This is a genomic window from Mesorhizobium sp. M1227, assembly GCF_040318315.1.
In the GTDB taxonomy this organism is placed as follows: Bacteria; Pseudomonadota; Alphaproteobacteria; order Rhizobiales; family Rhizobiaceae; genus Mesorhizobium.
Genome location: NZ_JAMYLZ010000006.1, coordinates 188,623 through 209,062, shown reverse-complemented (window position 1 = coordinate 209,062; position 20,440 = coordinate 188,623). Strand labels below are relative to the sequence as shown.

Sequence of the window (20,440 nt, the reverse complement as noted above, 5' to 3'; positions counted from 1 at the left end):
GATTAGGTTTTCGGACGGCGTTCGATTTCAGGTTTCCGGTGTTGCGCCTTGTGCCGGCCGGGAGGAGACGGATTTTGTGCGCTTCCTGACAAAGCGATCGGAGGATTGAGGTGCAGGCGGGAAACGCGCATTACCGGCTCGCTGCGGACTTACCGTCGACCATGCCGATCTTTCCGCTTGAGGGCGCATTGCTGCTCCCGGGAGGCCGCATGCCGCTCAACATCTTCGAGCCGCGCTATCTGCAGATGGTCGACGAGGCGATCGCCGGGCCGCGGCTGATCGGCATGATCCAGCCCAGCCTTAACGGTGCGCTGCGTCCCGACGGCGAGCCGGAGCTCTGCAATGTCGGCTGCGCCGGGCGCATCATTGCGCTGTCCGAGAGCGGCGACGGCCGTTACCTGATTTCGCTGCAGGGCGTGTGCCGGTTCCGTATTGTCCAGGAGCTCACGGTCAAAACACCGTTCCGGCAGTGCCGGTTGGCACCCTTTCTCGCCGATCTCGACGAGGAGCAGGCAGACGCCGAGATCGACCGGCCGGCGCTGCTCAAAGCGTTTCGCGCCTATCTGCAGGCGAACGATCTGGAGGCCGACTGGGAAAGCGTCAGCCGCGCCGAAAACGCCATGCTGGTCAACGCACTGTCGATGATGGCGCCCTACGGGCCGGCCGAGAAACAGGCGCTGCTCGAAGCGGCCGATCTGAAGACACGCGCCGAGACCCTGATCGCCATCACCGAAATGGCGCTGGCGCGCGACAATGAGGATTTCGGTTCGAGTTTGCAGTAGGCTCTTGCCTTCTCCCCTTGTGGGAGAAGGTGTGTCGGCACGCAGCGCCGAGACGGTTGAGGGGTGTTGGAAGGATCGCCGTCGGTGCCAAGCTGGAACACCCCTGATCCGACCGAGCTTCGCTCGGCCACCTTCTCCAACAAGGGGACAAGGGGAAGTTCGCGCTCGAACCCTTAACCGATTGCCTTGTGGAAAGGATGGATCGAATGGCGGATGGACGTGACGGGAACAGGACTGTCGACCCCAAGCTGCTGGAACTCTTGGCCTGCCCGCTGACCAAGGGGCCGCTTGCCTGGGATCCGGAACGCGGCGAGCTTATCTCGCGGGTGGCAAAGCTTGCCTATCCGGTGCGGGACGGCATTCCGATCATGCTGCCATCGGAAGCGCGTGTCATCACCATAGATGATGCCATGCCACCGCCGCCGCGCCTGGGTGGAACACCCTGAGTGCTGCGGTTCAGAGCCGCTCCGTCGCGATCTTTCGCGCCTCTATTGAAAATTGCGCCCTTTGGGCATGACCTTCTCTGCCTTTCCCAATAGTTCCGTTTGCGCGATGCTGCCAGGCTGAGCCTCGTCTGCACTGTCCGCAGGCCTTGCCTGCTCAAGCAGCACCGACAGCCACGGCGTCAGATCCTCGACCTTCTCGGCGACGATATGGATGACGTCCGATTCCGATTGCAGCTTGCCGGTGACGCGGATGAGACGCGCGCCCATGACGATGGGGCGGAAGCGGTCAAAAGTCCTTTCCCAGAAAATGATGTTGGCGACCGCATTCTCGTCTTCCAGCGTCAGGAAAATCGCCTTGCCATTGCCCGGCCGCTGCCGCACCAGCACGAGGCCGGCGACCGAAACGCGCCGGCCGTCCCGCACCTGGCCGAGCCGCACATTGGGCGTGACGCCGGAACGATCCAGCCTTTGACGCAGGAAGGCGACCGGGTGCGCCTTCAGCGACAGGCCAAGCGAGCGGTAGTCGTGGACGACGTGCTCGCCGAGCGGCATTGTCGGGAGCGTGGTTTGGGGCTCGAGGTCGCGAAAGCGGATCGCCGGCTGGTCGAACAGCGGCAGCTTTTCGGCGGCACTCTTGCCGTCGAGCGCGCGGACCGCCCATAGAGCGTCGCGACGGTTCAATCCAAGCGACCGGAAAGCGTCGGCCTGCGCCAGTTTTTCGATCTCGTCGACGTTGAGGCCCGAGCGCAGCCAGACGTCGCGTACGGATGCATAGCCGGCGCCGCGCCGAGACACAAACGCTTCCATGCGCTCCTTCGACAGGCCCTTGACCTGGCGAAAGCCGAGCCGGACGGCATGGCTGGTCCGGATGACGCCGCGCATCTGGGCATGGCGGTCAAGGATACGATCCGGATCGAAAGGCGATTTCTCCAAGGCGCAATCCCAGCCGGAAAAATTGACATCGACCTCGCGGATCTCGACGCCGTGGTCATGCGCGTCGCGGACAAGCTGGGCCGGCTGGTAAAACCCCATCGGCTGGGAATTCAGGATCGCGGCGCAGAACACGTCGGGATAGAAGGTCTTGAACCAGCAGGAGGCATAGACCAGCAGGGCGAAGGAGGCGGCGTGGCTCTCGGGAAAGCCGTATTCGCCAAAACCCTCGATCTGCTTGAAGCAGCGCTCGGCGAAGTCTTTTTCGTAGCCCTTGGCGACCATGCCGTCGACCATTCTCTTGCGGTAATTGCCGATCGTGCCGGTGCGCTTGAATGTCGCCATGGCGCGGCGCAGTTCATCGGCCTCGCCCGGCCTGAAGCCGCCAGCAACGATGGCGATCTTCATCGCCTGCTCCTGGAACAGCGGCACGCCCAGCGTCCTGCCGAGTATTTTTTCCAGTTCCGGCTTGGGATATTCGGGTTTTTCCTTGCCTTGCCGGCGGCGCAGATAAGGGTGGACCATGTCGCCTTGGATCGGGCCGGGCCGCACGATCGCCACCTCGATGACGAGGTCGTAAAAGCTTTTCGGCCGCAGCCGCGGCAGCATCGACATTTGCGCGCGCGATTCGATCTGGAAGACGCCGATCGTGTCGGCACGGCAGATCATGTCGTAGACATGCCTGTCCTCGGCAGGCAGAGTGGCCAGCACATAGGGCAGGCCGTACGCGTCCCGCGCCTGCGGATAATGATCCTGGAGCAGGGTGAAGGCGCGCTGCAGGCAGGTCAGCATGCCGAGCGCCAGCACGTCCACTTTAAGGATTTTCACCGCGTCGAGATCGTCCTTGTCCCACTCGACCATCTTGCGCTCGTCCATCGCCGTCTTGACGATGGGCACGATCTCGTCGAGCCGGTCCCGGGTGATGACGAAACCGCCGACATGCTGCGACAAATGACGGGGAAAGCCCATGATCTCGTTGGCGCATTCGATCACATGCCTTGTCGATGGATCGGTCTGATCGAGGCCGCCGGCCTTTGTCTCCTTTTCGCCGAGCTCCGAGGTCGACCAGCCCCAGATCGAACTGGACAGCGCGCCCCGGACGTCGTCCGACAGGCCCATCGCCTTGGCCACTTCGCGCATCGCCGAGCGCCCCCGGTAGCTGACGACGGCGGCGGCCAGCGCGGTGCGCTTGGTGCTGTATTTGGAATAGATGTACTGGATGACCTCCTCGCGCTTTTCATGCTCAAAATCGACGTCGATGTCGGGGGGCTCGTTTCTTTCCTCGGAAATGAAGCGCTCGAAAAGCGTTTCGATCCTGTCCGGGCCGACTTCAGTGATGCCAATGCAGAAGCAGACGATCGAGTTGGCGGCAGAGCCGCGCCCCTGGCAGAGAATGTTCTGGCTGCGAGCGAATTTGACGATGTCGTGGACAGTCAGGAAATAGCGCGCGTAGTTCAGGCGCTCGATCAGAGCGAGCTCCTCCTCGATGCGCTGCGTCACAAAAGCGGGCACGCCCGAGGGGTAGCGGATGGCAGCTCCCTCCTTGGCCAGCCTTTCCAGTTCGGCCTGCGGCCCAAGACCCGATTCCGTCGGCTCGTCGGGATAGTTGTATTGCAGGTCACTGAGCGAGAAGGTCAGCTCGCCGGCAAAACGCAGCGTTTCCGCCAGCGCTTGCGGATGCCTGCGGAAAAGCCGTGCCATCTCCAGCGGCGGCTTTAAGTGACGCTCGGCATTGGCCGCCAGCTCCAGCCCCACCTCAGCGACGGGCACATTGAGGCGGATCGCCGTCAGCACGTCCTGCAGCGGGCGTCGTTCCGACGTATGGTAGAGAACATCGTTGGTCGCCATCAACGGGATGCCGGCCAGATCCGCCATCGCCGCCGCCTGCTCGATACGGAAGCGGTCGTTGCCGCGGTAATCCGGCGAAACCGCAAGCCGCAGGTTTTCACCGAAACGATCCTTGAGCCGGCTAAGGAGTGCGAGGCTGGTTTCCGCGTCCGCCGACAGATCCGGCAGTATGGCGAGCGACAGGAGATCGCCCCATTCGAGAAGATCGCTCTGTTTGAGGAGCGTCGCCCCTTTTTCGTTCTCGTCACGCAGATTGGCCTGTGTCAGCATGCGGCAGAGATGCCCCCAGCCCTTGCGGTCCTGCGGGTAGGCGAGGATGTCCGGCGTGCCGTCGCAAAAAACCAGGCGGCAGCCGGGATGATAGGAAACACCCTCCACCTTGGCCTGCTGCCAGGCGCGCACCACGCCCGCCACCGTGTTGCGGTCGGCGAGACCGATCGCCGAAAACCCCAGGAATTTTGCCGCGACCACCAACTCCTCCGGTTTCGAGGCACCGCGCAGAAACGAGAAGTTCGACTGGATGCCGAATTCGGCATAGGGGTTGGCCGTCAGCGCATTCATGCGAAGATCCCATGCATGAACCAGCGCGGCGAGGGCTGCGAGGCGCCGTAAAGGCCCTGGCGATAGAGCCAGTAACGGCGGCCGTCGGCATCCTCGATGCGGAAATAATCCCGGGTCGGGGCATCTTCTCGTCCCGCCGCCCCTCGCCACCATTCCGGCGCGATGCGCTCCGGCCCTTCGGCGCGCGCGACCCGGTAGAGCGCGCGCCGCCAGCGGAAGTTCAAAGGCGGGCCTTCCGGCATTTCGGTGGCCGGCACCTCGATCGGCTCGGGCGAACGGAAAAGCCGGATCGGCCGTTCCGGCTGGAAGACGGTCGTGGGAGCGTCCTTCGCCTTGTCCGGCTGCTTCGGCGGCGAGCTTCTCTGCGGCGCCTCCGTGAAGGGAAGGGTAGCGACGGCGCGCTCCGGCAAATGGCTCTCGACGGCGACCGGCTTCAAGACCGCGCCTTCGCCGAGCCGGGCGCGAATGCGGTCGGCAAAAAGCGCGATATCGGCACCGTCGTCGCTCGTCTCGCCGGCAAGGTCGGCCTGCTGCATGTCGAAGGCGGCGGCGGTCAGCACCGAAAGGCGCACGAGATCGAAGCCATAGCCGGCGTCGATATCCTGTTCGAGCGCGGCAAGCCTTTCGTGGAACAATTTCTGGATCAGCCGCGGCTCGCGCAGAGGCCGCGAGGTGCCGACGGCGATGCGGCTGACGCCGCCATCGACGCGGAAAAGCAGCAGCGCCAGCCGCCTTGCGCCTTCGCCGCGACGCTCGAGGTCGCTCTTCAAGGTGGTCGCCAGCATGCCGGCCAGCCGCTCGATGTCCTCGGTCAGCATGATCGGCTCGGCAAGGTGACGCTCGACCGAAAGCGGTGCCACCGGCAGGCGCGGCGACACGGCCTCCTCGAGGCGGCCAAGCGCCTGGTCGAGGCGCAAGAGCAGCGATGCGCCGAAGCGGCGGGCCAGCGGCGCGCGCGGTGCCGCCATGACGGCGCCCGCCGTGCGCAGGCCGACGCTTTCGAGGCTGGCGCGTACCTCCGGGTCGATGCGCAGCGCCGCCAGCGGCAAGGGCGCGAGAAGCGCTTCCTCCTCACCATCGGGCACGATGCGGTCGCCAGCAAACCGCGCCGCCGCCCAGGCAGCACCAGGCGTGGCGGCAAGCCCGGCGCGGACATCGAAGCCCTGATGGAAAAAACGCGACAGGATATCGTCCAGCATCGAGCGTTCGCCGCCGAAAAGATGGGTGCAGCCGGTGACGTCGAGATAGAGGCCGTCGGTCCCGTCAAGCGCCACCAGCGGGGTATAGCGGTCGCACCAGTCGGCGAGGCCTTCGAGCAGGCGCCGGTCGGCCTCCGGATCGGCCTCCACGATGTCGATCGAGGGATGCATGGCGCGTGCGTCGGCTATGCCCATGCCGCGCTTCAGATTAAGCGCCTCGGCCCGCTCGTCGAGGGCGGCGATGCGCTGGGCATTCCGGTCGCGGTGACTGATCACCAGCGGCAGGTGATCCGACGGCCGGGAACGCCAGGACCGCCCCAGACGCTGCCGCAGGATCCTCTCGGCGGCGAGATGCGGAAACCACAGGGATAGGATTCTTTGGCCGTTCTGGGGTCCATTCCTGAGACCTTCCTTGCTCGCCCCGTCTTTCTTCGAATATGCGTTCATCGGGGTTCCACTCCAGTGTGAATTTTCCGGGCAAGGCCGTGCGGCTCTTGCCGATGGCGACGGTGAAGGCGGGTCGGCCGATCGAGCCGGCGAGCGGCCCGGCAAGCGTCTTACGCGTTGCCGCCGGTGCCGTCGACAGGATGAGGCGGACGGGCGCTGCCGTCGGTTCGGGCTCGCCGGCCTGGCGCAGCAGGAACAGCGGCCGGCCCGCACTCTGCGCGCGGGCGTGCAACCGCCGCGTCGCGGTGAGGTCAAGCCGCTGCGGGCTGCCGCGGATTTCGAGGATGACGGCGGCCAGCGCCGTCATCCGGGCAGCCTCCTCGGCGATCCACAGCGCATCGAGCAGCCTTGGCGCCTCGGAAAACAGCAATTGCTCCGGCTCGATGCCGAAGAAGGCGTGAAGCCCCCTGGCATAGGGAAAGCCGGCCTCGCGGAAAACCTCGGATGTGCCGATCCACAGCACCGGCAATCGCGGCCCCTGGCTGAGGATCAGGCTGACGAGCGACAAGGCAAAACCGGCAACGGCCCCGGCATCGCGGGTCGCGGCGCCATGAAACTCGCTCACCGCCGCCTTCGGCAGGCCGCCGCTCAGCGCAGCATCGAGGCGCTCGGCGCCGGTGCGCAAAAACGCATCGGGCGGCGCCACGACGAGGCCGCGCCGGACAATGGTCAGATTCCGAGCGGGTGTCGGATGCCGAGAGGGTGTCAGACTCTGACGAGGGACATCCGCGTCAAACGACGAACTGGCCGGCGCCTCCAGGCGCTCGGGCAAGGTCCCTTCGATCTTCGCGATCTGGCGGCGCAGGGCAAAAACAGTCTCCCGCGCCACGGCGCTTGTCGCCATGACGGTCAGCTTCCACTCACAATTGTTCCTGTTATGTTCCATATAGATTCCAGAGGGAGGATGAAGAGTCAAGCGGAGTCATGGGGAATTTATTCCTGCCCGATTTTAGCGGGCCGTTCACGAAACAGGAACTGCCCGTGAGTTATCGACCCGGCCGCTTCCGGGCCATCCCTAAAACCAGCCAGACGATCATGACGCCTATGATTGGCGCCGACAAGCATCCGAAGCAGGCTGACCAACTCGGAATTCCTGCCGAGATAACTGGTCAAGACCACCAGCACCAAAAGAAGCAGTGCGCCAAACACTCCACAAATTGCAGCGCTTCTGACGAATTGGTTGCTGAATGGCATTTGAACACTCGACTCTGACAGAACGATGGAGGTTCGGCTTCGGGTATGGCGGCGTCCATCATCTCGCAAAGGCCATCCCTAGACCAGAGCGGATGACAGATTGCGCCCTTGAATCTGCCGCGTCATTTGCCGAGTCCGGCCTGAAAGCCTATATGCCGGGATCAAAGGACAAAGCATGGCTCGCATCTACCAAACACGCATCTGGCACGACCAGCTTTCGCCAACGATGGAGGAAATCGAGCTCCTGGCGCTGGAGGCCTATGCCCATCTGCCGGAGGACTTTCGCAAGTTGACCGGCGAGATCGTCATTCAGATCGCCGAATTCCCGACCGACGAGATCATGGACGACCTTTCGCTGGAAACGCCCTTCGACCTGCTCGGCCTGTTCGAGGGGCGCGGCATCGCCGAGCGCTGGAATCCGCAGACCGGCGAGGGGCCGAACCGCATCACCCTCTATCGTCGCGCCATCCTCGACTACTGGGCCGAGAACGAGGAAACGCTGGGCGACATCGTCACCCATGTGCTGATCCACGAGATCGGCCACCATTTCGGCCTGTCGGACGACGATATGGAGAAGATCGAAGAGGCAGCAGAGTGAGCGACCCCGCTCCTCGTCATCCTGGGGCGGAGCAAGGAGCGAAGCGACGCGGCGCAGACCCCAGGATCCATGCCGTGATAGTGATGCAGTGCGCCGGCGGTGCAGAACCGAACGCTCATCATCCCGTTCTGGGTAACGGGGCTATCCCGATCGGTGGTAGATCACACTAATCCTGATCCGCCGTGCCCTTCGGCAGAGGTAACGGCATGGATCCTAGGGTACTCCGCGACGTCGCTTCGCGACTGCTACGCCCTAGGATGACGAAGGACGAGCGCTTCAGCGAACCTCCCTACCAATCGCTGAGCTTGGTGTCGGGGCCGTATTCCTGGCCCTCGATGTCCTTCACCACGGCCTGGCCGCAGCGCATGGTCTTGGCTTCCTGGTCATAGGCATAGGTCGGCGAGCCGAACAGGTGCCAGCCCTTGTTCAACGCCGCCGTCACCTTGTGGCAGAAGCTGGAATCGTCCGGACCGGACAGAAAACGGTAGAGTTTCATTCTTCAATCCTGTCGTCAGTTGCGTTAGTCATGCGCGAACAGCGGCGGCCTTCGCCAGCAGTTTTTCGGCCTGCGCCAGATGCAGCCGCTCGACCATCTTGCCGTTCAGCGCAACTACCGCCCTACCGGTATTTTGGGCGAGCGCGAAGGCATCCTTGACCGCGCGCGCTTCGGCTATTGCTTCGGGCGACGGTGCAAAGGCGCGGTTCGCGGCTTCGATCTGAGCCGGATGGATCAGCGACTTGCCGTCAAAACCCATGGCGGCCGCTTCCGTGCACTCGCGCGCAAACCCGTCCATATCGCGAAAATCATTGAAGACGCCATCGAGCAGGTCGAGGCCGCCGGCGCGCGCGGCGAGCACCATCTGCATCAGCCATGGAACGAGATAACGCCGGTCGGGCGTGGCGAGAATGCCGGTGTCCTTGACCAGGTCGTTCGTTCCGGCAACGAAACAAACCAGGCGAGAGCCCGGATCGCGGCCGAGCTCGGCAATCGGCCCGATGTTGAGCAGCGCCTTGGGCGTCTCGATCATCGCCCATAGCTTGACTTCGTCGGCGATAAAATTGTCGTCGAGCACGTCGCCGGCCTCGAGAATGTCGCGCGGCGTGTCGACCTTGGGCAGCAGGATGGCGTCGGGCGAGCATTTTGCCGCGGCCAGCAGGTCGGCGCCGCCCCACTCGCTCGACAGCGCATTGATGCGCACGACCATCTCGCAGCGCCGGTTGGAATGGCCGGCGAAAATCGCCACCAGCTTTTCGCGCGCGGAAGGCTTGTCGGCCGGGGCGACGGCGTCCTCGAGATCGATGACGACGGTATCGCAGGCCAGCGATTGGATCTTGGCCAGCGCCTTGTCGTTCGAAGCCGGGACGTAAAGCACCGAGCGGCGCGGGCGGTAGCTTTCGGTGGTCATCTCCGATCTATGCCGTCTGCAGCCGGCCGAGGCAAGCCGTGCATAAAAACTGCACGCAACTTCGGAAAATCTCCTCGTCTCCGCCCCGCTTGCCACCCGACCGGATGCGACAAGGGCGGCATGCAAGAGCAAACGAACTCTCGTTGGTCCCTGCCGTACCGGCTTCGCCGCGAAAGCTGGTGGCTCGTCGATCCGCCCCGGACTTCGGTAAACCTCCTCCCTTTCGTCCGGAAATCCCCGCCCACCGGCCGCATCAAAGCCGCCGAGAAAGCCCGATCATGATAGTATTCCTCCCGGCGGCGCCGAGCTATTGCAACCGCTTCGGCGTTGCCGTCCTGCTCGTCGCGCTGGCCGATTTTTTCTTCTATGGCCAACCGGCGGGCATCACGCTTTTCCTGTTCGGCGTTGCGATTGCCGCGGCGAGCATGGCTCTCCATCCTCTCGGCTCCTTCAACGATGGCAAATTCTGGTTCAAGCCGGTTGCGCTGCTCATGGCGCTGCTGCCGCTTGTGGAAAATGTCAGCGCACTGTCCGTCTCGATCGCGCTGGCGGGGCTGGCCATCTTCGCGCTTTCACTGGCCGGACGGTTGCGGCGCGGCCTTGCCCGTATTGCCGGCCAACTCTCGCTGTTCCTGGTTGCAACGCCATTTCGGCTCGTTCTTGATTTCTTCCGCTGGCGCACGGCGGCGCGGCGGCTTGGCCGGCGGCGCGTGCGCCTTGCGGCGATCGCCGTCTGGGTCATGCCGCTGGGCCTCGGCGCAGTGTTCCTCGCGCTGTTCGGCGCCGCCAATCCCGTCATCGAATACTGGTTTTCGCTGATTGATCTCTTCGCCCTGCTCAACCTCATGCAGTTGCCGCGTCTTGCCTTCTGGCTATTCGCGCTCGCCGGCGTATGGGCCTTTCTGCGGCCGCGCCTGCCGCGGCTTCTCCGGCATATTCCCCGGTTGGGAACGCCTGCCAGCACACCGACGAGGCCAGCCATAAGTCCCACGATCGAAGACATCGTCTTCGGCAAGGCCGCTATCCTCCGCGCGCTCGTCGTCTTCAACATCCTGTTCGCGGTGCAGAGCGCACTCGACGCCACCTATCTGTGGGGCGGCATCGCGCTTCCCGACGGGCTGACCTATGCCGCCTACGCGCATCGCGGCGCCTATCCGCTGATCGTCACGGCGCTGCTGGCCGCCGGCTTCGTGCTGGCGGCGCTGCGGCCGGGAAGCGCGACCTCCGGCGATCCGCTCATCCGCCGGCTGGTTTATGCCTGGGTGGCGCAGAACATCCTCCTGGTGATCTCGTCGATCCTGCGGCTCGATCTCTATATCGGTATCTATGCGCTGACCTATTGGCGTGTCGCTGCGTTCGTCTGGATGGGGCTGGTGGCGGCGGGCCTTGTCCTGATCATGGCCCGCATCGCGCGCGAAAAGTCCAACGAATGGCTGCTTGCCGCCAATCTTCTGACGCTATCGGCGACGCTCTATGCTTGCTCGTTCATCAACTTTGCCGCGCTGATCGCCAACTACAATGTCGACCATTGCTTCGAAATGACCGGCCAAGGCACCCAGCTCGACGTCTGGTACTTGCGCTCGCTCGGACCCGGCGCCTTGCCGGCGCTCGATCGCTTCGTCCAGCACCAGAGCAGGACGGTTTCCGCGGAGGATGCCTCCATCCGCGAACTCGCCGGCTGGTATGCACAGGACGAAGCACGCTTCCGCGCCGGCCAGGAGAACTGGCGGGGCTGGAGCTTTCGTGACTGGCGGCTCAACCGCGCCCTCGACAGGCGTGGCCCGTTCGTGGTTCCTCCGATGTCCGAACCCTTCATGCCGGGCCGCTGATTTGATGCCGCACCACATACTGGTCGCCGACGACGACCCGCACATTCGCGAAATCATCTGCTTCGCGCTGGAAAAGGCCGGCATGAAAACGCTGGCGGTGCCGGACGGCGCGGCTGCCTTGCAGGCGATAGAGCGCCATGCGCCCGATCTCGTCGTGCTCGACATCGGCATGCCGGAAATGGACGGGCTGGAAGTGTGCCGGCGGCTGCGCCACACATCCGACCTGCCGGTGCTGTTCCTGTCCGCGCGGGATGAAGAGATCGACCGCGTGCTCGGGCTGGAGATGGGCGGCGATGATTATGTCACCAAGCCGTTCAGCCCGCGCGAGCTGGTCGCCCGCGTCAACGTCATTCTGCGCCGCGCTCGGCCCACGCCGGAACCAGCCGACGACCGGCAATTCTCGCATGGCAGACTGTTGCTGGTTCCGGCAAGCCATACAGCCAGCTTCGACGGCAAGCCGCTGGCGCTGACGTCGATCGAATTCGCGATCCTGAAAGGCTTTTTGGCGCGGCCGGCGCATGTGCTTGGCCGCGACATGGTGATGGCCAACGCCTATGCGGCCAATATCCATGTCGCAGACCGCACCGTCGACAGCCACATCCGCAATATCCGCGCCAAGCTGGCGGCCGTCGGCTGCGTCGATGCGATCGAGACCGTGCACGGCGTCGGTTTTCGGCTGGGCGGATGCGGCGCGTGAGCGCCCAAGAACTGATTGGCAGCAAATGGCGGCCTCGCCTCGCCACGGTCGTCATCGCCATCCTGATCATGGTGATGGCGCTGCCGCTGGCCGGCCTGTTTTTCTTCCGGCTCTACGAGAACCAGCTGATCCGGCAAACCGAGGCCGAGCTGATCGCCCAAGGCGCCGCCCTTGGCGCGATCTATGCGCAAGAGGTTCGCGAGGCCGGCATTGCCCCGGAAAAGCTAGGCGCACCCGTGCCTTCACCCAACACCAGCGATCGGGCCTCTCCCTACCAGCCGATCGAACCGGGCCTCGATCTTGCGTCCGACGGGATCCTGCCGACCCGGCCCGCGGCCACCGCGGCCAGCGCCGATCCCGCGTTCGCTTCAATCGGCGCACGCCTGTCGGGCATTCTTGCCGAGACGCAGAAGACCACGCTCGCCGGCTTCCGGCTGCTCGATCCCAGAGGCGTGGTCATCGCCGGCCGTGAGGAGGCCGGCCTGTCGCTCGCGGCTGTCGAAGAGGTTCGCGCAGCGCTTGCCGGCCGCTACGCCAGCGCGCTCAGGCTGCGGGTTCCCGACCAGCCGTCGCCGCCGCTCTATTCGGTCAGCCGCGGCACCAAGGTTCGCGTCTTTGTCGCCATGCCGGTTGCGGTCTCCGGCAAGGTCGCCGGCGTCGTCTATCTGTCGCGGACGCCGAACAACATCGTCAAGCATCTCTATGGCGAGCGCGGCAAGGTGGCGCTGGCGGCAATCGCCATCCTCGGCGGCGCGCTGCTGATCGGGCTGGTCTTCCTGCGCGCCGTCAGCCGTCCGATCTATGCGCTGATGGAACGCACGAAACGCATCGCCGCCGGCGACCGCGCGGCGATCAGGCCGCTCGATCACCACGGCACGCGCGAAATGGGTGAACTCTCTGCTGCTTTCCTCGACATGGCCGAAAAGCTGCACGCACGCTCCGACGGCATCCAGACCTTTGCCACCCACGTCTCGCACGAGCTCAAATCGCCGCTGACGGCGATCCAGGGGGCCGCCGAACTGCTGCGCGATTCGGGCAGCGCGATGGACGAGGCCGAGCGGCGGCGTTTTTCGGACAATATCGTCACCGATGCCGGCCGGCTCAACCTTCTGGTGCGCCGCCTGCTCGACCTGGCGCGCGCCGAAAATCTCGAACCGAGCGGCGAAAACACGTCGCTCACTGCTGCACTGGCGCTGCTGCCGGCCGACGACAGGCTGGCGGTGCGCGTCGAGGCGGGCACCGAGATCGGGCTGCGCATATCGGCCGAAAACGCTGCGATCGTGCTGGCCAATCTCATCGACAATTCGGCGCGGCACGGCGCGACGCTGGTATCGGTCACAGCCGCAAAAGCGGACGGCAAGGCCACCATCGTGGTCGCTGACGACGGCGCCGGCATTTCGCCCAGCAACCGAGGCCGCATCTTCGAGCCGTTCTTCACCACGCGCCGCGATTCCGGCGGCACCGGCATGGGCCTCGGCATCGTGCTGGCCCTCCTGAAAGCGCATGATGGCACGATCCGGCTGGTTGACTCGGCGAGCGGCACGCGCTTCGAGATCATCCTGCCGGCGGCGTGACTCGGCGATTCAGACCGGAAGGGCGAAAAGGTGCATTACGACATCGTCATCATCGGCGGAGCCATCGTCGGCTCGTCGGTTGCCTATTACCTGCGCAAGGAAGGGTTTTCGGGCTCGATCGCGCTTGTCGAGCGCGACCCGCAATTTTCCCGCGCCGCGACCACGCTGTCCTGCGCCTCAATCCGCCAGCAGTTCTCGATCCCGGAAAACATCCGGCTGTCGCAATTCACGCTGAAACTGTTCCGGCGGCTCAGGGAAGAGTTTGGCGCGGACGCCGATATCGGCTTTCGCGAAGGCGGCTACCTCATCCTTGCCGGCGAGAACGGGCTGCCGATCCTGCGGGCCAACCACGAGGCGCAGATGGCCGAGGGCGCCGACATCGTGCTCGAGGATGCCGAGGCGCTCGTCCGCCGCTTTCCGTGGCTGTCGGTCGAGGGCATTTCCGCCGGCGCCTATGGCCGCAGCGGCGAAGGCTGGTTCGACGCGCATGCGATGCTGATGCTGTTCCGCAAGGCACTGCGAAGCAAGAACATTGATTTCATCACAGCGTCGGTGACCGGTATCGAGCGGCAGGGGAAGCGCGTCGCCGGTGTGACCCTCGACAATGGCGAGCGGCTCGAGGCCGGCACCGTCGTTAACGCCGCCGGGCCGAATGCCGGCAAGGTGGCAGCAATGGCCGGGCTGGCGCTGCCGGTGGAGCCGCGCAAGCGCAATGTCTTCGTCTTCGAGGCGCGCGAAAAATATGACGACATGCCGCTGCTGGTCGACCCGAGCGGCATCTATGTCCGGCCGGAGGGCTCGGTCTACATCACCGGCGGCGCCGAGCCGGAAGAGGGCGAAGGACCGGCCGACCCCGCCGACTTCGACCCCGACTGGCCGCTGTTCGAAGAGGTGATCTGGCCGGTGCTGGCGACCCGCATTCCGGCCTTCGAGGCGATCAAGCCGACGCGCGCCTGGGTCGGCCATTACGACTACAATACGCTCGACCAGAACGCGGTGATCGGCCCGCACCCGGAGGTCGGCAATTTCCTCTTCGCCAACGGGTTTTCCGGTCACGGCTTGCAGCAGGCTCCGGCGGTCGGCAAGGCGCTGGCCGAACTGATAGTACATGGCGGCTATCGCACGGTGGATTGCTCGGCGTTCGGGTACAGCCGGATCGCCGACGGGCGGCCGTTTCGGGAATTGAATGTAATTTAACGCTGGCGCGAAGGGATGCTACCGTTGCTTGGTGGATTGAGCCGCCACCAAGCCGCCCGTACCAAGATACGCCTGAAGCCAGCCCAGCACCCGGGCCCAGCCTTCGGCATGCTTCGTTGCGGCAGCAGCGAGGCCGGCGAAGCCGCCATGGCAGATGGTGACGCGTGTGCCGCCGGCGATCGGCTCCAGCAGCCAGGCGACTTTGGTTTCGCGGCGGCCAAGCGTCGGATGGTCCCAGTCGTATCTCCGCGTCTGCACGATCCGGCGCGGCTCTTCGATCTCCAGGAATTCGCCGCTGGCGGGCAGGTGTCTGCCGGCCGCCGTCTCGACGGTGACGCTCCAGCGGCCGCCGACGCGGAGGTCGGCCGCCCATCCGGTCATCCGGTAGGTCCTGGCGGACCCCCACCAGCGCTCGACCTCGTGTGTAACGAGCGCGTCAAATATCCGCTCGGGCGGCGCGCGAACATCGGCGCTCGCCATGACGGTCTCGCCATTGGTCATGCTGTGCACCGCGGAACCGTGCATCACCTGTCCTCCAGAAGGTTTCGCTATCGAAACGACCTCAAGCTTTCGACGCCGGGCGCGACAGGCCTTTGCCGGTTTCGAGCAGGCTCTTCAGGCTGGACAGGATGAGCGGCCAGCCGTTCGCCACATGGCCAAGCAGCTTGTGCGGTCCATCGGCTTCGTGTGTGATGGCGAGCTTCATCATCTCGCCCTCCTGCTCGAGGGCGAAGATGCAGCGTGTGTAGCCGTCCGCCTTGACCTCGGGCATGAACTCGTTGCGCCATTTGAGCACGATGCGCTTGGGTGGATCGATCTCGAGGACCTCGCCGCTGTCGGTGACGCGGCCGTCGGTGTAAACCATCTTCCACGCCGAACCTTGTTTCCAGTCGCTTAGCATCTGAGCGCCGAGGAAATATTGCCGCTGGAACTCCGGCTCGGTCAGTGCTTGCCAGAGTTTTTCGGGCGAGGTGCGGATGTAGGTGACATAAACGAAAATGTTGCTCATCAGTCTTCCCTTTCGAGACGTTTCTTCAAATCGCCGAGGGCGCCCAGTCGCCCCCGCTCGAATTTGCCGATCCAGCGTTCGGCGATCTCGTTGATGGGAACGGGATTCAGATAATGTTGCTTCTCGCGTCCCTTGCGGATGGTGGCGACGAGGTTTGCTTCTTCCAGGATCGCCAGATGCTTGGTCACCGCCTGGCGCGTCATGTCCATCTCACCGCACAGCGCGTTCAGCGTCTGTCCGTTCCTGGCATGAAGGCTGTCCAGCAATCGCCGGCGTGTCGGGTCGGCCAAGGCGCGAAAGACGGCATCCATGCTCATGACTCTAATATGCAACCATTTGGTTGCATGTCAAGGGGCAGAACCCTAGCCAAGAATGCGCGGGTTGAGGTCGCTGGGAGTGGATTTCAGCGTTTGCGGCCGAACCAGAATGCGTTAGGCATGCGCTCCATGCCGATACGCTCATAGAAGCCGACGGCGTCGGGCATGGAGATCAGGCTGATGGCAACGGAAGGTCCGAGTTGCCGGCGTGCGTCATCCATCAGGCCCTTTCCGATACCCAGCCCTTGCGCCGATGCAGAAACTGCGAGCTCGGAGATGTAGCAGACCCAGGAAAAGTCGGTGATGCCGCGAGCGACACCAACCAGCGGCTTGCCCGGTGCATCGATCCGCGCGGTGAGCACCAGGTCGGCACTCGTGAGCATCGCCTTCAAACGGGCATGATCATCGACGGGCCGTGTCTCGCCGAGGCCGGATTCCACCAGAACGCGGCGGAACTCGGCGATGCCGAGGCCCGGTTCGCTGGCGTAAAGGATCGTGGATCGCGTTGTCATGTCGACAAAAGTGCACCATGGGCTGGTGGTTTTGAAGCCGTTTTGTACCGATTTTGTGTTTCGATCGACGACGGAAGTCCAAAAACAGCCGCCTTTTATTTGCCCGCGGCATTGTGTAAACCGGGCGCCAGCAATTCCCCGCAACGAGAAGAAGACGGGCAAGAACCATGGAAAAATTCACCAAGCTCACCGGTGTCGCCGCGCCGATGCCGATTGTCAATGTCGACACCGACATGATCATCCCCAAGGATTATCTCAAGACGATCAAGCGCACCGGACTCGGCACCGGCCTGTTCGCCGAAATGCGTTACAAGGACGACGGCTCGGAAAACCCGGACTTCGTGCTCAACAAGCCGGCCTACCGCAAGGCGCAGATCCTGGTCGCCGGCGACAATTTCGGCTGCGGCTCGAGCCGGGAACATGCGCCGTGGGCGCTGCTCGATTTCGGCATCCGCTGCGTCATCTCGACCTCGTTCGCCGACATTTTCTACAATAACTGCTTCAAGAACGGCATCTTGCCGATCACCGTCAGCCCGGAAAACCTGGAGAAGCTGATGGACGATGCCTCGCGCGGTTCCAACGCGACGCTGTCGGTCGATCTCGAAGCCAAGGAAATCCGCGGGCCGGACGGCGGCGTGGTCAAGTTCGACCTCGACGAATTCAAGCGCCACTGCCTCTTGAACGGCCTCGACGATATCGGCCTGACCATGGAGAAGGCCGGCGCCATCGCTTCGTTCGAGAAGAAGAACGCCGAGCTGCGGCCCTGGGCATAGGCTCTAAAGCCGCGCCGACGGTCAGCCTCTACGCCAAGTGTCCGGGGAGGGATGTGATGACACGCTTGCTTGTTGCCGCTGCCTGCGGACTGCCGCTGATGCTGCTGCCCCCGGCGAGCGTCTATGCCCAGACGCAGACGCCCGCCACGGAAGCGCCAGCGGCAGATCAAGGCGCCAGCGACACAGCCGCCGCCGACGATGACAAGCAGGCGCCGATCCCGTTCGAGGGCGGCCAGCTGACCATCACCCAGGAGGAAGAATACGGGGAACGGGTACTCGCCTTCGACGGCAAGGAACTGGCGCGCAATTACGACGTCTTCTTCGACAAGATCGTCGAGGTCGGCGGCGTCAAGGTGGCGCTGGTCGATGTCGGCGACGGCGGCAACCAGTGCGGCCCGGCCAAGGTGATCGTGTGGAAGCCGGAGGGCGGTGCGATCCAGACGACCACGGTCGAGCAGGATGAATGCGGCGCGCCGCCGGCCGCGATCTCCGACAGCGCCGTCTATTTCGTACCCTATCTGCTGCCGGGCGATTCCAAGCCGGCGCTGCAATGGTCGCCGACGGACGGACTGACGACGTCCGGTAATCTGACCTACATGCCGGAGCCGGGCACCGACTGGAAAGACATCGATCCGTCGAAATACGACAACATCATTGATGCCTTTCACAACGAGGCCGTCTACAGGCTAGCCGAGACGCTGCTCGGCAAGGACATGCCCGACATGGCGACCAGCCTGCTGGTCGGCGGCGGCACGGAAAAAACCGCGTCGGGTGCCTTCTTTGCCAGCGGCTGCGTGCCGCATGATTGCGGTGGCAATGACGGCTTCATGGCGGTCGACCCGGTCAAGCACAAGCTGTATTTCGCCCGCCGCGGCGACAAGCCCGAGCCGGACGCGTGGCCGGCGGTGAGTACATGGCCGGCCGACGTCAAGGAAGCGCTGGACAAGGCGCTGGGGTCGCCGAATTAGAAATCGTTCTGCCGCGATCCTTCGCGCGCCCCTCTGTCCTGCCGGACATCTCCCCCACTTGGGGGGAGATCGGCCGTCACCGCCGCTTTCGCCAAACCGCCTACGCTGCAAAAAAGGAGGACACCATGCGAAAACTGATCTCCACCGGTTCGCCCTTCGAGAAGACCGCCGGCTATTCGCGCGCCGTGGTGCAGGGCGACTGGTGTTTCGTGTCCGGAACGACCGGCTACGATTATGCGACCATGTCGATGCCGGAGACCGTGGAGGCACAAACGCGCAATTGCCTGACGACGATCGCCAAGGCGCTCGGGGACGGCGGCTTCGAGACGGCCGATGTGGTGCGGGCGCATTACTATATCACCGATGCGGCTTTCGTGGATGTGGTGTTCCCGATCCTCGGCGAGGCCTTTGGCGAGATCAGGCCGGCGGCAACGATGATCGTGTGCCAGCTCAACAAGCCGGAGATGAAGATCGAGATCGAGGTGACGGCGCTGCGGCGCACAGCCTGATGCCTGTCACGGTTGCGACAACGACACGGTTAGCACGAGGATCGGCCCATGGTGAAGGTCAGGCGCATCGTTGCAAACATAGACACGCAGGATATCGCGGCGGCAAAACCCTTCTATCAGGATGTGCTCGGCCTCGATCTCAAGATGGATATGGGCTGGATCGCTACCTACGGCTCGCAAGAGACGATGTCCGTGCAGGTCAGTTTCATGGCCGAAGGGGGATCAGGAACGCCGGTGCCGGACATCTCTATCGAAGTCGACGACGTCGATGCCGCGCTTGAAAGCATGAGGACGGCCGGCTTTGCCATCGAATACGGTCCGGCGGACGAACCCTGGGGCGTGCGGCGCTTCTTCGTACGCGACCCGTTCGGCAGGCTGGTCAATATCCTTTCGCATCTCTAGGCATTTTGTCTTGAGCATCGGATTTTCCCAAAACCGGTTTCCACTTTTGGGTCCGATGCTCTGAACCGCAGGCTTGCGCGCCGGCCGCTTGGCGTTTAGCAAGGCCGCGGCTCACGACACAATCAGGACGGTTCCCCATGGCTTCGAAAAATCTTCTCCTGCTTGCCGGCGACGGCATCGGCCCCGAGGCGATGGCCGAGGTGAAGAAGCTGATTTCCGCCATGAACGACAGGCTCGGCAGCGATTTCGTCACCGATGAGGGCCTTGTCGGCGGCTGCGCCTACGACGCGCATGGCGCGGCGATTTCCGATGCCGACATGGCCAAGGCAATGGCGTCGGACGCGGTGCTGTTCGGCGCCGTCGGCGGACCGAAATGGGATGCGGTGCCTTACGAGGTGCGCCCGGAGGCGGGTCTGCTGCGGCTGCGCAAGGACATGGAGCTGTTTGCCAATCTCAGGCCGGCAATCTGCTATCCGGCGCTGGCGGCGTCCTCCTCGCTGAAGCAGGAGGTGGTCGAGGGGCTCGATATCCTGATCGTGCGCGAGCTCACCGGCGGCGTCTATTTCGGCGAGCCGAAGCAGATCATCGACCTCGGCAACGGCCAGAAGCGCGGCATCGACACCCAAATATACGATACGTTCGAGATCGAGCGCATTTCGGGCGCTGCCTTCGAATTGGCGCGCACGCGCAAGAATCACGTCACCTCGATGGAAAAGCGCAATGTGATGAAGTCGGGCGTGCTGTGGAACGAGGTCGTCACCCAGACGCACAAGGCCAGGTATGCCGACGTCAAGCTCGATCACATGTTGGCCGATGCTGGCGGCATGCAGCTGGTGCGCTGGCCGAAGCAGTTCGACGTCATCGTCACCGACAATCTGTTCGGCGACATGCTGTCCGACATCGCCGCCATGCTGACCGGCTCGATCGGCATGCTGCCGTCGGCCTCGCTCGGCGCGCCGGATGCGAAGACAAAAAAGCGCAAGGCGCTCTACGAGCCGGTGCACGGCTCGGCGCCCGACATCGCTGGCAAGGGCATCGCCAATCCGATCGCCATGATCGCCTCCTTCGCCATGTGCATGCGCTATTCCTTCGGCATGGTTGAAGAGGCCGACCGGCTGGAAGGCGCGATCGCCGCCGTGCTCGATCAGGGCTTGCGCACCAGGGATATTCATTCACCGGGGATGACCGAGGTCGGCACCGCTGAGATGGGCGACGCGATCATCGCCAAATTTTTGGGGTGAT

Annotated in this window: 22 protein-coding genes; 13 read left to right on the top strand and 9 right to left on the bottom strand. The window is 64.0% G+C overall.

The window, feature by feature from the left end:
* Positions 1-110: 110 nt before the first annotated feature.
* Positions 111-782 (top strand): LON peptidase substrate-binding domain-containing protein, encoded by a 672-nt coding sequence (locus tag NKH28_RS11455; RefSeq protein WP_352470870.1) that lies wholly within the window; start codon positions 111-113, stop codon positions 780-782.
* A gap of 206 nt (positions 783-988) precedes the next feature.
* A complete protein-coding gene (locus NKH28_RS11450; RefSeq protein ID WP_023675986.1) occupies positions 989-1,228 on the top strand; it encodes a Trm112 family protein in 240 nt (79 codons plus the stop codon).
* Positions 1,229-1,270: 42 nt separating this feature from the next.
* Here NKH28_RS11450 and NKH28_RS11445 read toward each other — a convergent pair whose 3' ends face one another.
* Genes NKH28_RS11445 through NKH28_RS11435 form a run of 3 tightly spaced genes read right to left on the bottom strand, consistent with a single transcriptional unit; the run spans position 1,271 to position 7,057 of the window.
* Positions 1,271-4,567, bottom strand: coding sequence for an error-prone DNA polymerase (locus NKH28_RS11445; RefSeq protein ID WP_352978894.1), 3,297 nt, complete (start codon positions 4,565-4,567; stop codon positions 1,271-1,273).
* On the bottom strand, positions 4,564-6,042 hold the full coding sequence (locus NKH28_RS11440) for a DUF6504 family protein (RefSeq protein ID WP_352978892.1): 1,479 nt from the start codon (positions 6,040-6,042) through the stop codon (positions 4,564-4,566). The genes NKH28_RS11445 and NKH28_RS11440 overlap by 4 nt, the downstream gene beginning before the upstream one ends.
* Positions 5,975-7,057, bottom strand: a complete 1,083-nt coding sequence (locus NKH28_RS11435) for an ImuA family protein (protein ID WP_352978890.1) — start codon at positions 7,055-7,057, stop codon at positions 5,975-5,977. The genes NKH28_RS11440 and NKH28_RS11435 overlap by 68 nt, the downstream gene beginning before the upstream one ends.
* A gap of 80 nt (positions 7,058-7,137) precedes the next feature.
* Between NKH28_RS11435 and NKH28_RS11430 the strand changes: the two genes are divergently transcribed.
* Together NKH28_RS11430 and NKH28_RS11425 are read left to right on the top strand one after the other, a co-directional pair.
* Positions 7,138-7,425 carry a hypothetical protein gene (locus NKH28_RS11430; protein ID WP_352978888.1) on the top strand — a complete coding sequence of 96 codons (288 nt, stop codon included), beginning with the start codon at positions 7,138-7,140 and terminating at the stop codon, positions 7,423-7,425.
* 157 nt (positions 7,426-7,582) lie between these two features.
* Complete coding sequence (locus tag NKH28_RS11425) at positions 7,583-8,005, top strand: metallopeptidase family protein (RefSeq protein WP_023680515.1); 423 nt, start codon at positions 7,583-7,585, stop codon at positions 8,003-8,005.
* Between the two features lie 289 nt (positions 8,006-8,294).
* Here the strand turns inward: NKH28_RS11425 and NKH28_RS11420 are convergent, their stop codons facing one another.
* A complete protein-coding gene (locus NKH28_RS11420; RefSeq protein WP_352470863.1) occupies positions 8,295-8,501 on the bottom strand; it encodes a DUF1737 domain-containing protein in 207 nt (68 codons plus the stop codon).
* Between the two features lie 28 nt (positions 8,502-8,529).
* On the bottom strand, positions 8,530-9,411 hold the full coding sequence (locus tag NKH28_RS11415; RefSeq protein WP_352684440.1) for an HpcH/HpaI aldolase/citrate lyase family protein: 882 nt from the start codon (positions 9,409-9,411) through the stop codon (positions 8,530-8,532).
* Between the two features lie 278 nt (positions 9,412-9,689).
* Here NKH28_RS11415 and NKH28_RS11410 point away from each other — a divergent pair, with 278 nt between their 5' ends.
* From NKH28_RS11410 to NKH28_RS11395, 4 genes are read left to right on the top strand one after another with little or no spacing between them, the layout of a single operon-like run.
* Positions 9,690-11,240, top strand: a complete 1,551-nt coding sequence (locus tag NKH28_RS11410) for a DUF4153 domain-containing protein (RefSeq protein WP_352770347.1) — start codon at positions 9,690-9,692, stop codon at positions 11,238-11,240.
* Positions 11,241-11,244: 4 nt separating this feature from the next.
* Positions 11,245-11,937, top strand: a complete 693-nt coding sequence (locus NKH28_RS11405) for a response regulator transcription factor (RefSeq protein ID WP_352594351.1) — start codon at positions 11,245-11,247, stop codon at positions 11,935-11,937.
* Positions 11,925-13,511: an ATP-binding protein gene (locus tag NKH28_RS11400; protein WP_352770341.1), complete on the top strand. Its 1,587-nt coding sequence runs from the start codon at positions 11,925-11,927 to the stop codon at positions 13,509-13,511. Before NKH28_RS11405 ends, NKH28_RS11400 begins: the two co-directional genes overlap by 13 nt.
* Before the next feature lie 30 nt (positions 13,512-13,541).
* Positions 13,542-14,708, top strand: coding sequence for an NAD(P)/FAD-dependent oxidoreductase (locus NKH28_RS11395; RefSeq protein ID WP_352770338.1), 1,167 nt, complete (start codon positions 13,542-13,544; stop codon positions 14,706-14,708).
* A gap of 18 nt (positions 14,709-14,726) precedes the next feature.
* Here NKH28_RS11395 and NKH28_RS11390 read toward each other — a convergent pair whose 3' ends face one another.
* The 4 genes from NKH28_RS11390 to NKH28_RS11375 all read right to left on the bottom strand — a co-directional run bounded on the left by NKH28_RS11390 (position 14,727) and on the right by NKH28_RS11375 (position 16,546).
* The gene (locus tag NKH28_RS11390) at positions 14,727-15,233 is read right to left on the bottom strand and encodes an SRPBCC family protein (protein ID WP_352819732.1); all 507 of its coding nucleotides are present in this window, start codon (positions 15,231-15,233) and stop codon (positions 14,727-14,729) included.
* Between the two features lie 37 nt (positions 15,234-15,270).
* On the bottom strand, positions 15,271-15,717 hold the full coding sequence (locus tag NKH28_RS11385; RefSeq protein WP_352978885.1) for an SRPBCC domain-containing protein: 447 nt from the start codon (positions 15,715-15,717) through the stop codon (positions 15,271-15,273).
* Positions 15,717-16,028, bottom strand: a complete 312-nt coding sequence (locus tag NKH28_RS11380; protein WP_352450226.1) for an ArsR/SmtB family transcription factor — start codon at positions 16,026-16,028, stop codon at positions 15,717-15,719. The genes NKH28_RS11385 and NKH28_RS11380 overlap by 1 nt, the downstream gene beginning before the upstream one ends.
* Before the next feature lie 92 nt (positions 16,029-16,120).
* Complete coding sequence (locus NKH28_RS11375) at positions 16,121-16,546, bottom strand: GNAT family N-acetyltransferase (protein ID WP_352819734.1); 426 nt, start codon at positions 16,544-16,546, stop codon at positions 16,121-16,123.
* Positions 16,547-16,713: 167 nt separating this feature from the next.
* Here NKH28_RS11375 and leuD point away from each other — a divergent pair, with 167 nt between their 5' ends.
* The 5 genes from leuD to leuB all read left to right on the top strand — a co-directional run bounded on the left by leuD (position 16,714) and on the right by leuB (position 20,439).
* A complete protein-coding gene (leuD, locus tag NKH28_RS11370; RefSeq protein WP_023680526.1) occupies positions 16,714-17,319 on the top strand; it encodes a 3-isopropylmalate dehydratase small subunit in 606 nt (201 codons plus the stop codon).
* A 56-nt stretch (positions 17,320-17,375) separates the two neighbouring features.
* Positions 17,376-18,287 (top strand): Ivy family c-type lysozyme inhibitor, encoded by a 912-nt coding sequence (locus tag NKH28_RS11365; protein WP_352570054.1) that lies wholly within the window; start codon positions 17,376-17,378, stop codon positions 18,285-18,287.
* 125 nt (positions 18,288-18,412) lie between these two features.
* Positions 18,413-18,796, top strand: a complete 384-nt coding sequence (locus NKH28_RS11360; protein WP_352570052.1) for a RidA family protein — start codon at positions 18,413-18,415, stop codon at positions 18,794-18,796.
* Between the two features lie 51 nt (positions 18,797-18,847).
* Entirely contained in the window at positions 18,848-19,198 is a 351-nt protein-coding gene (locus NKH28_RS11355) for a VOC family protein (protein ID WP_352570210.1), read from the top strand.
* A gap of 137 nt (positions 19,199-19,335) precedes the next feature.
* Positions 19,336-20,439 carry a 3-isopropylmalate dehydrogenase gene (gene leuB / locus NKH28_RS11350; protein WP_352819722.1) on the top strand — a complete coding sequence of 368 codons (1,104 nt, stop codon included), beginning with the start codon at positions 19,336-19,338 and terminating at the stop codon, positions 20,437-20,439.
* Position 20,440: the final 1 nt, after the last annotated feature.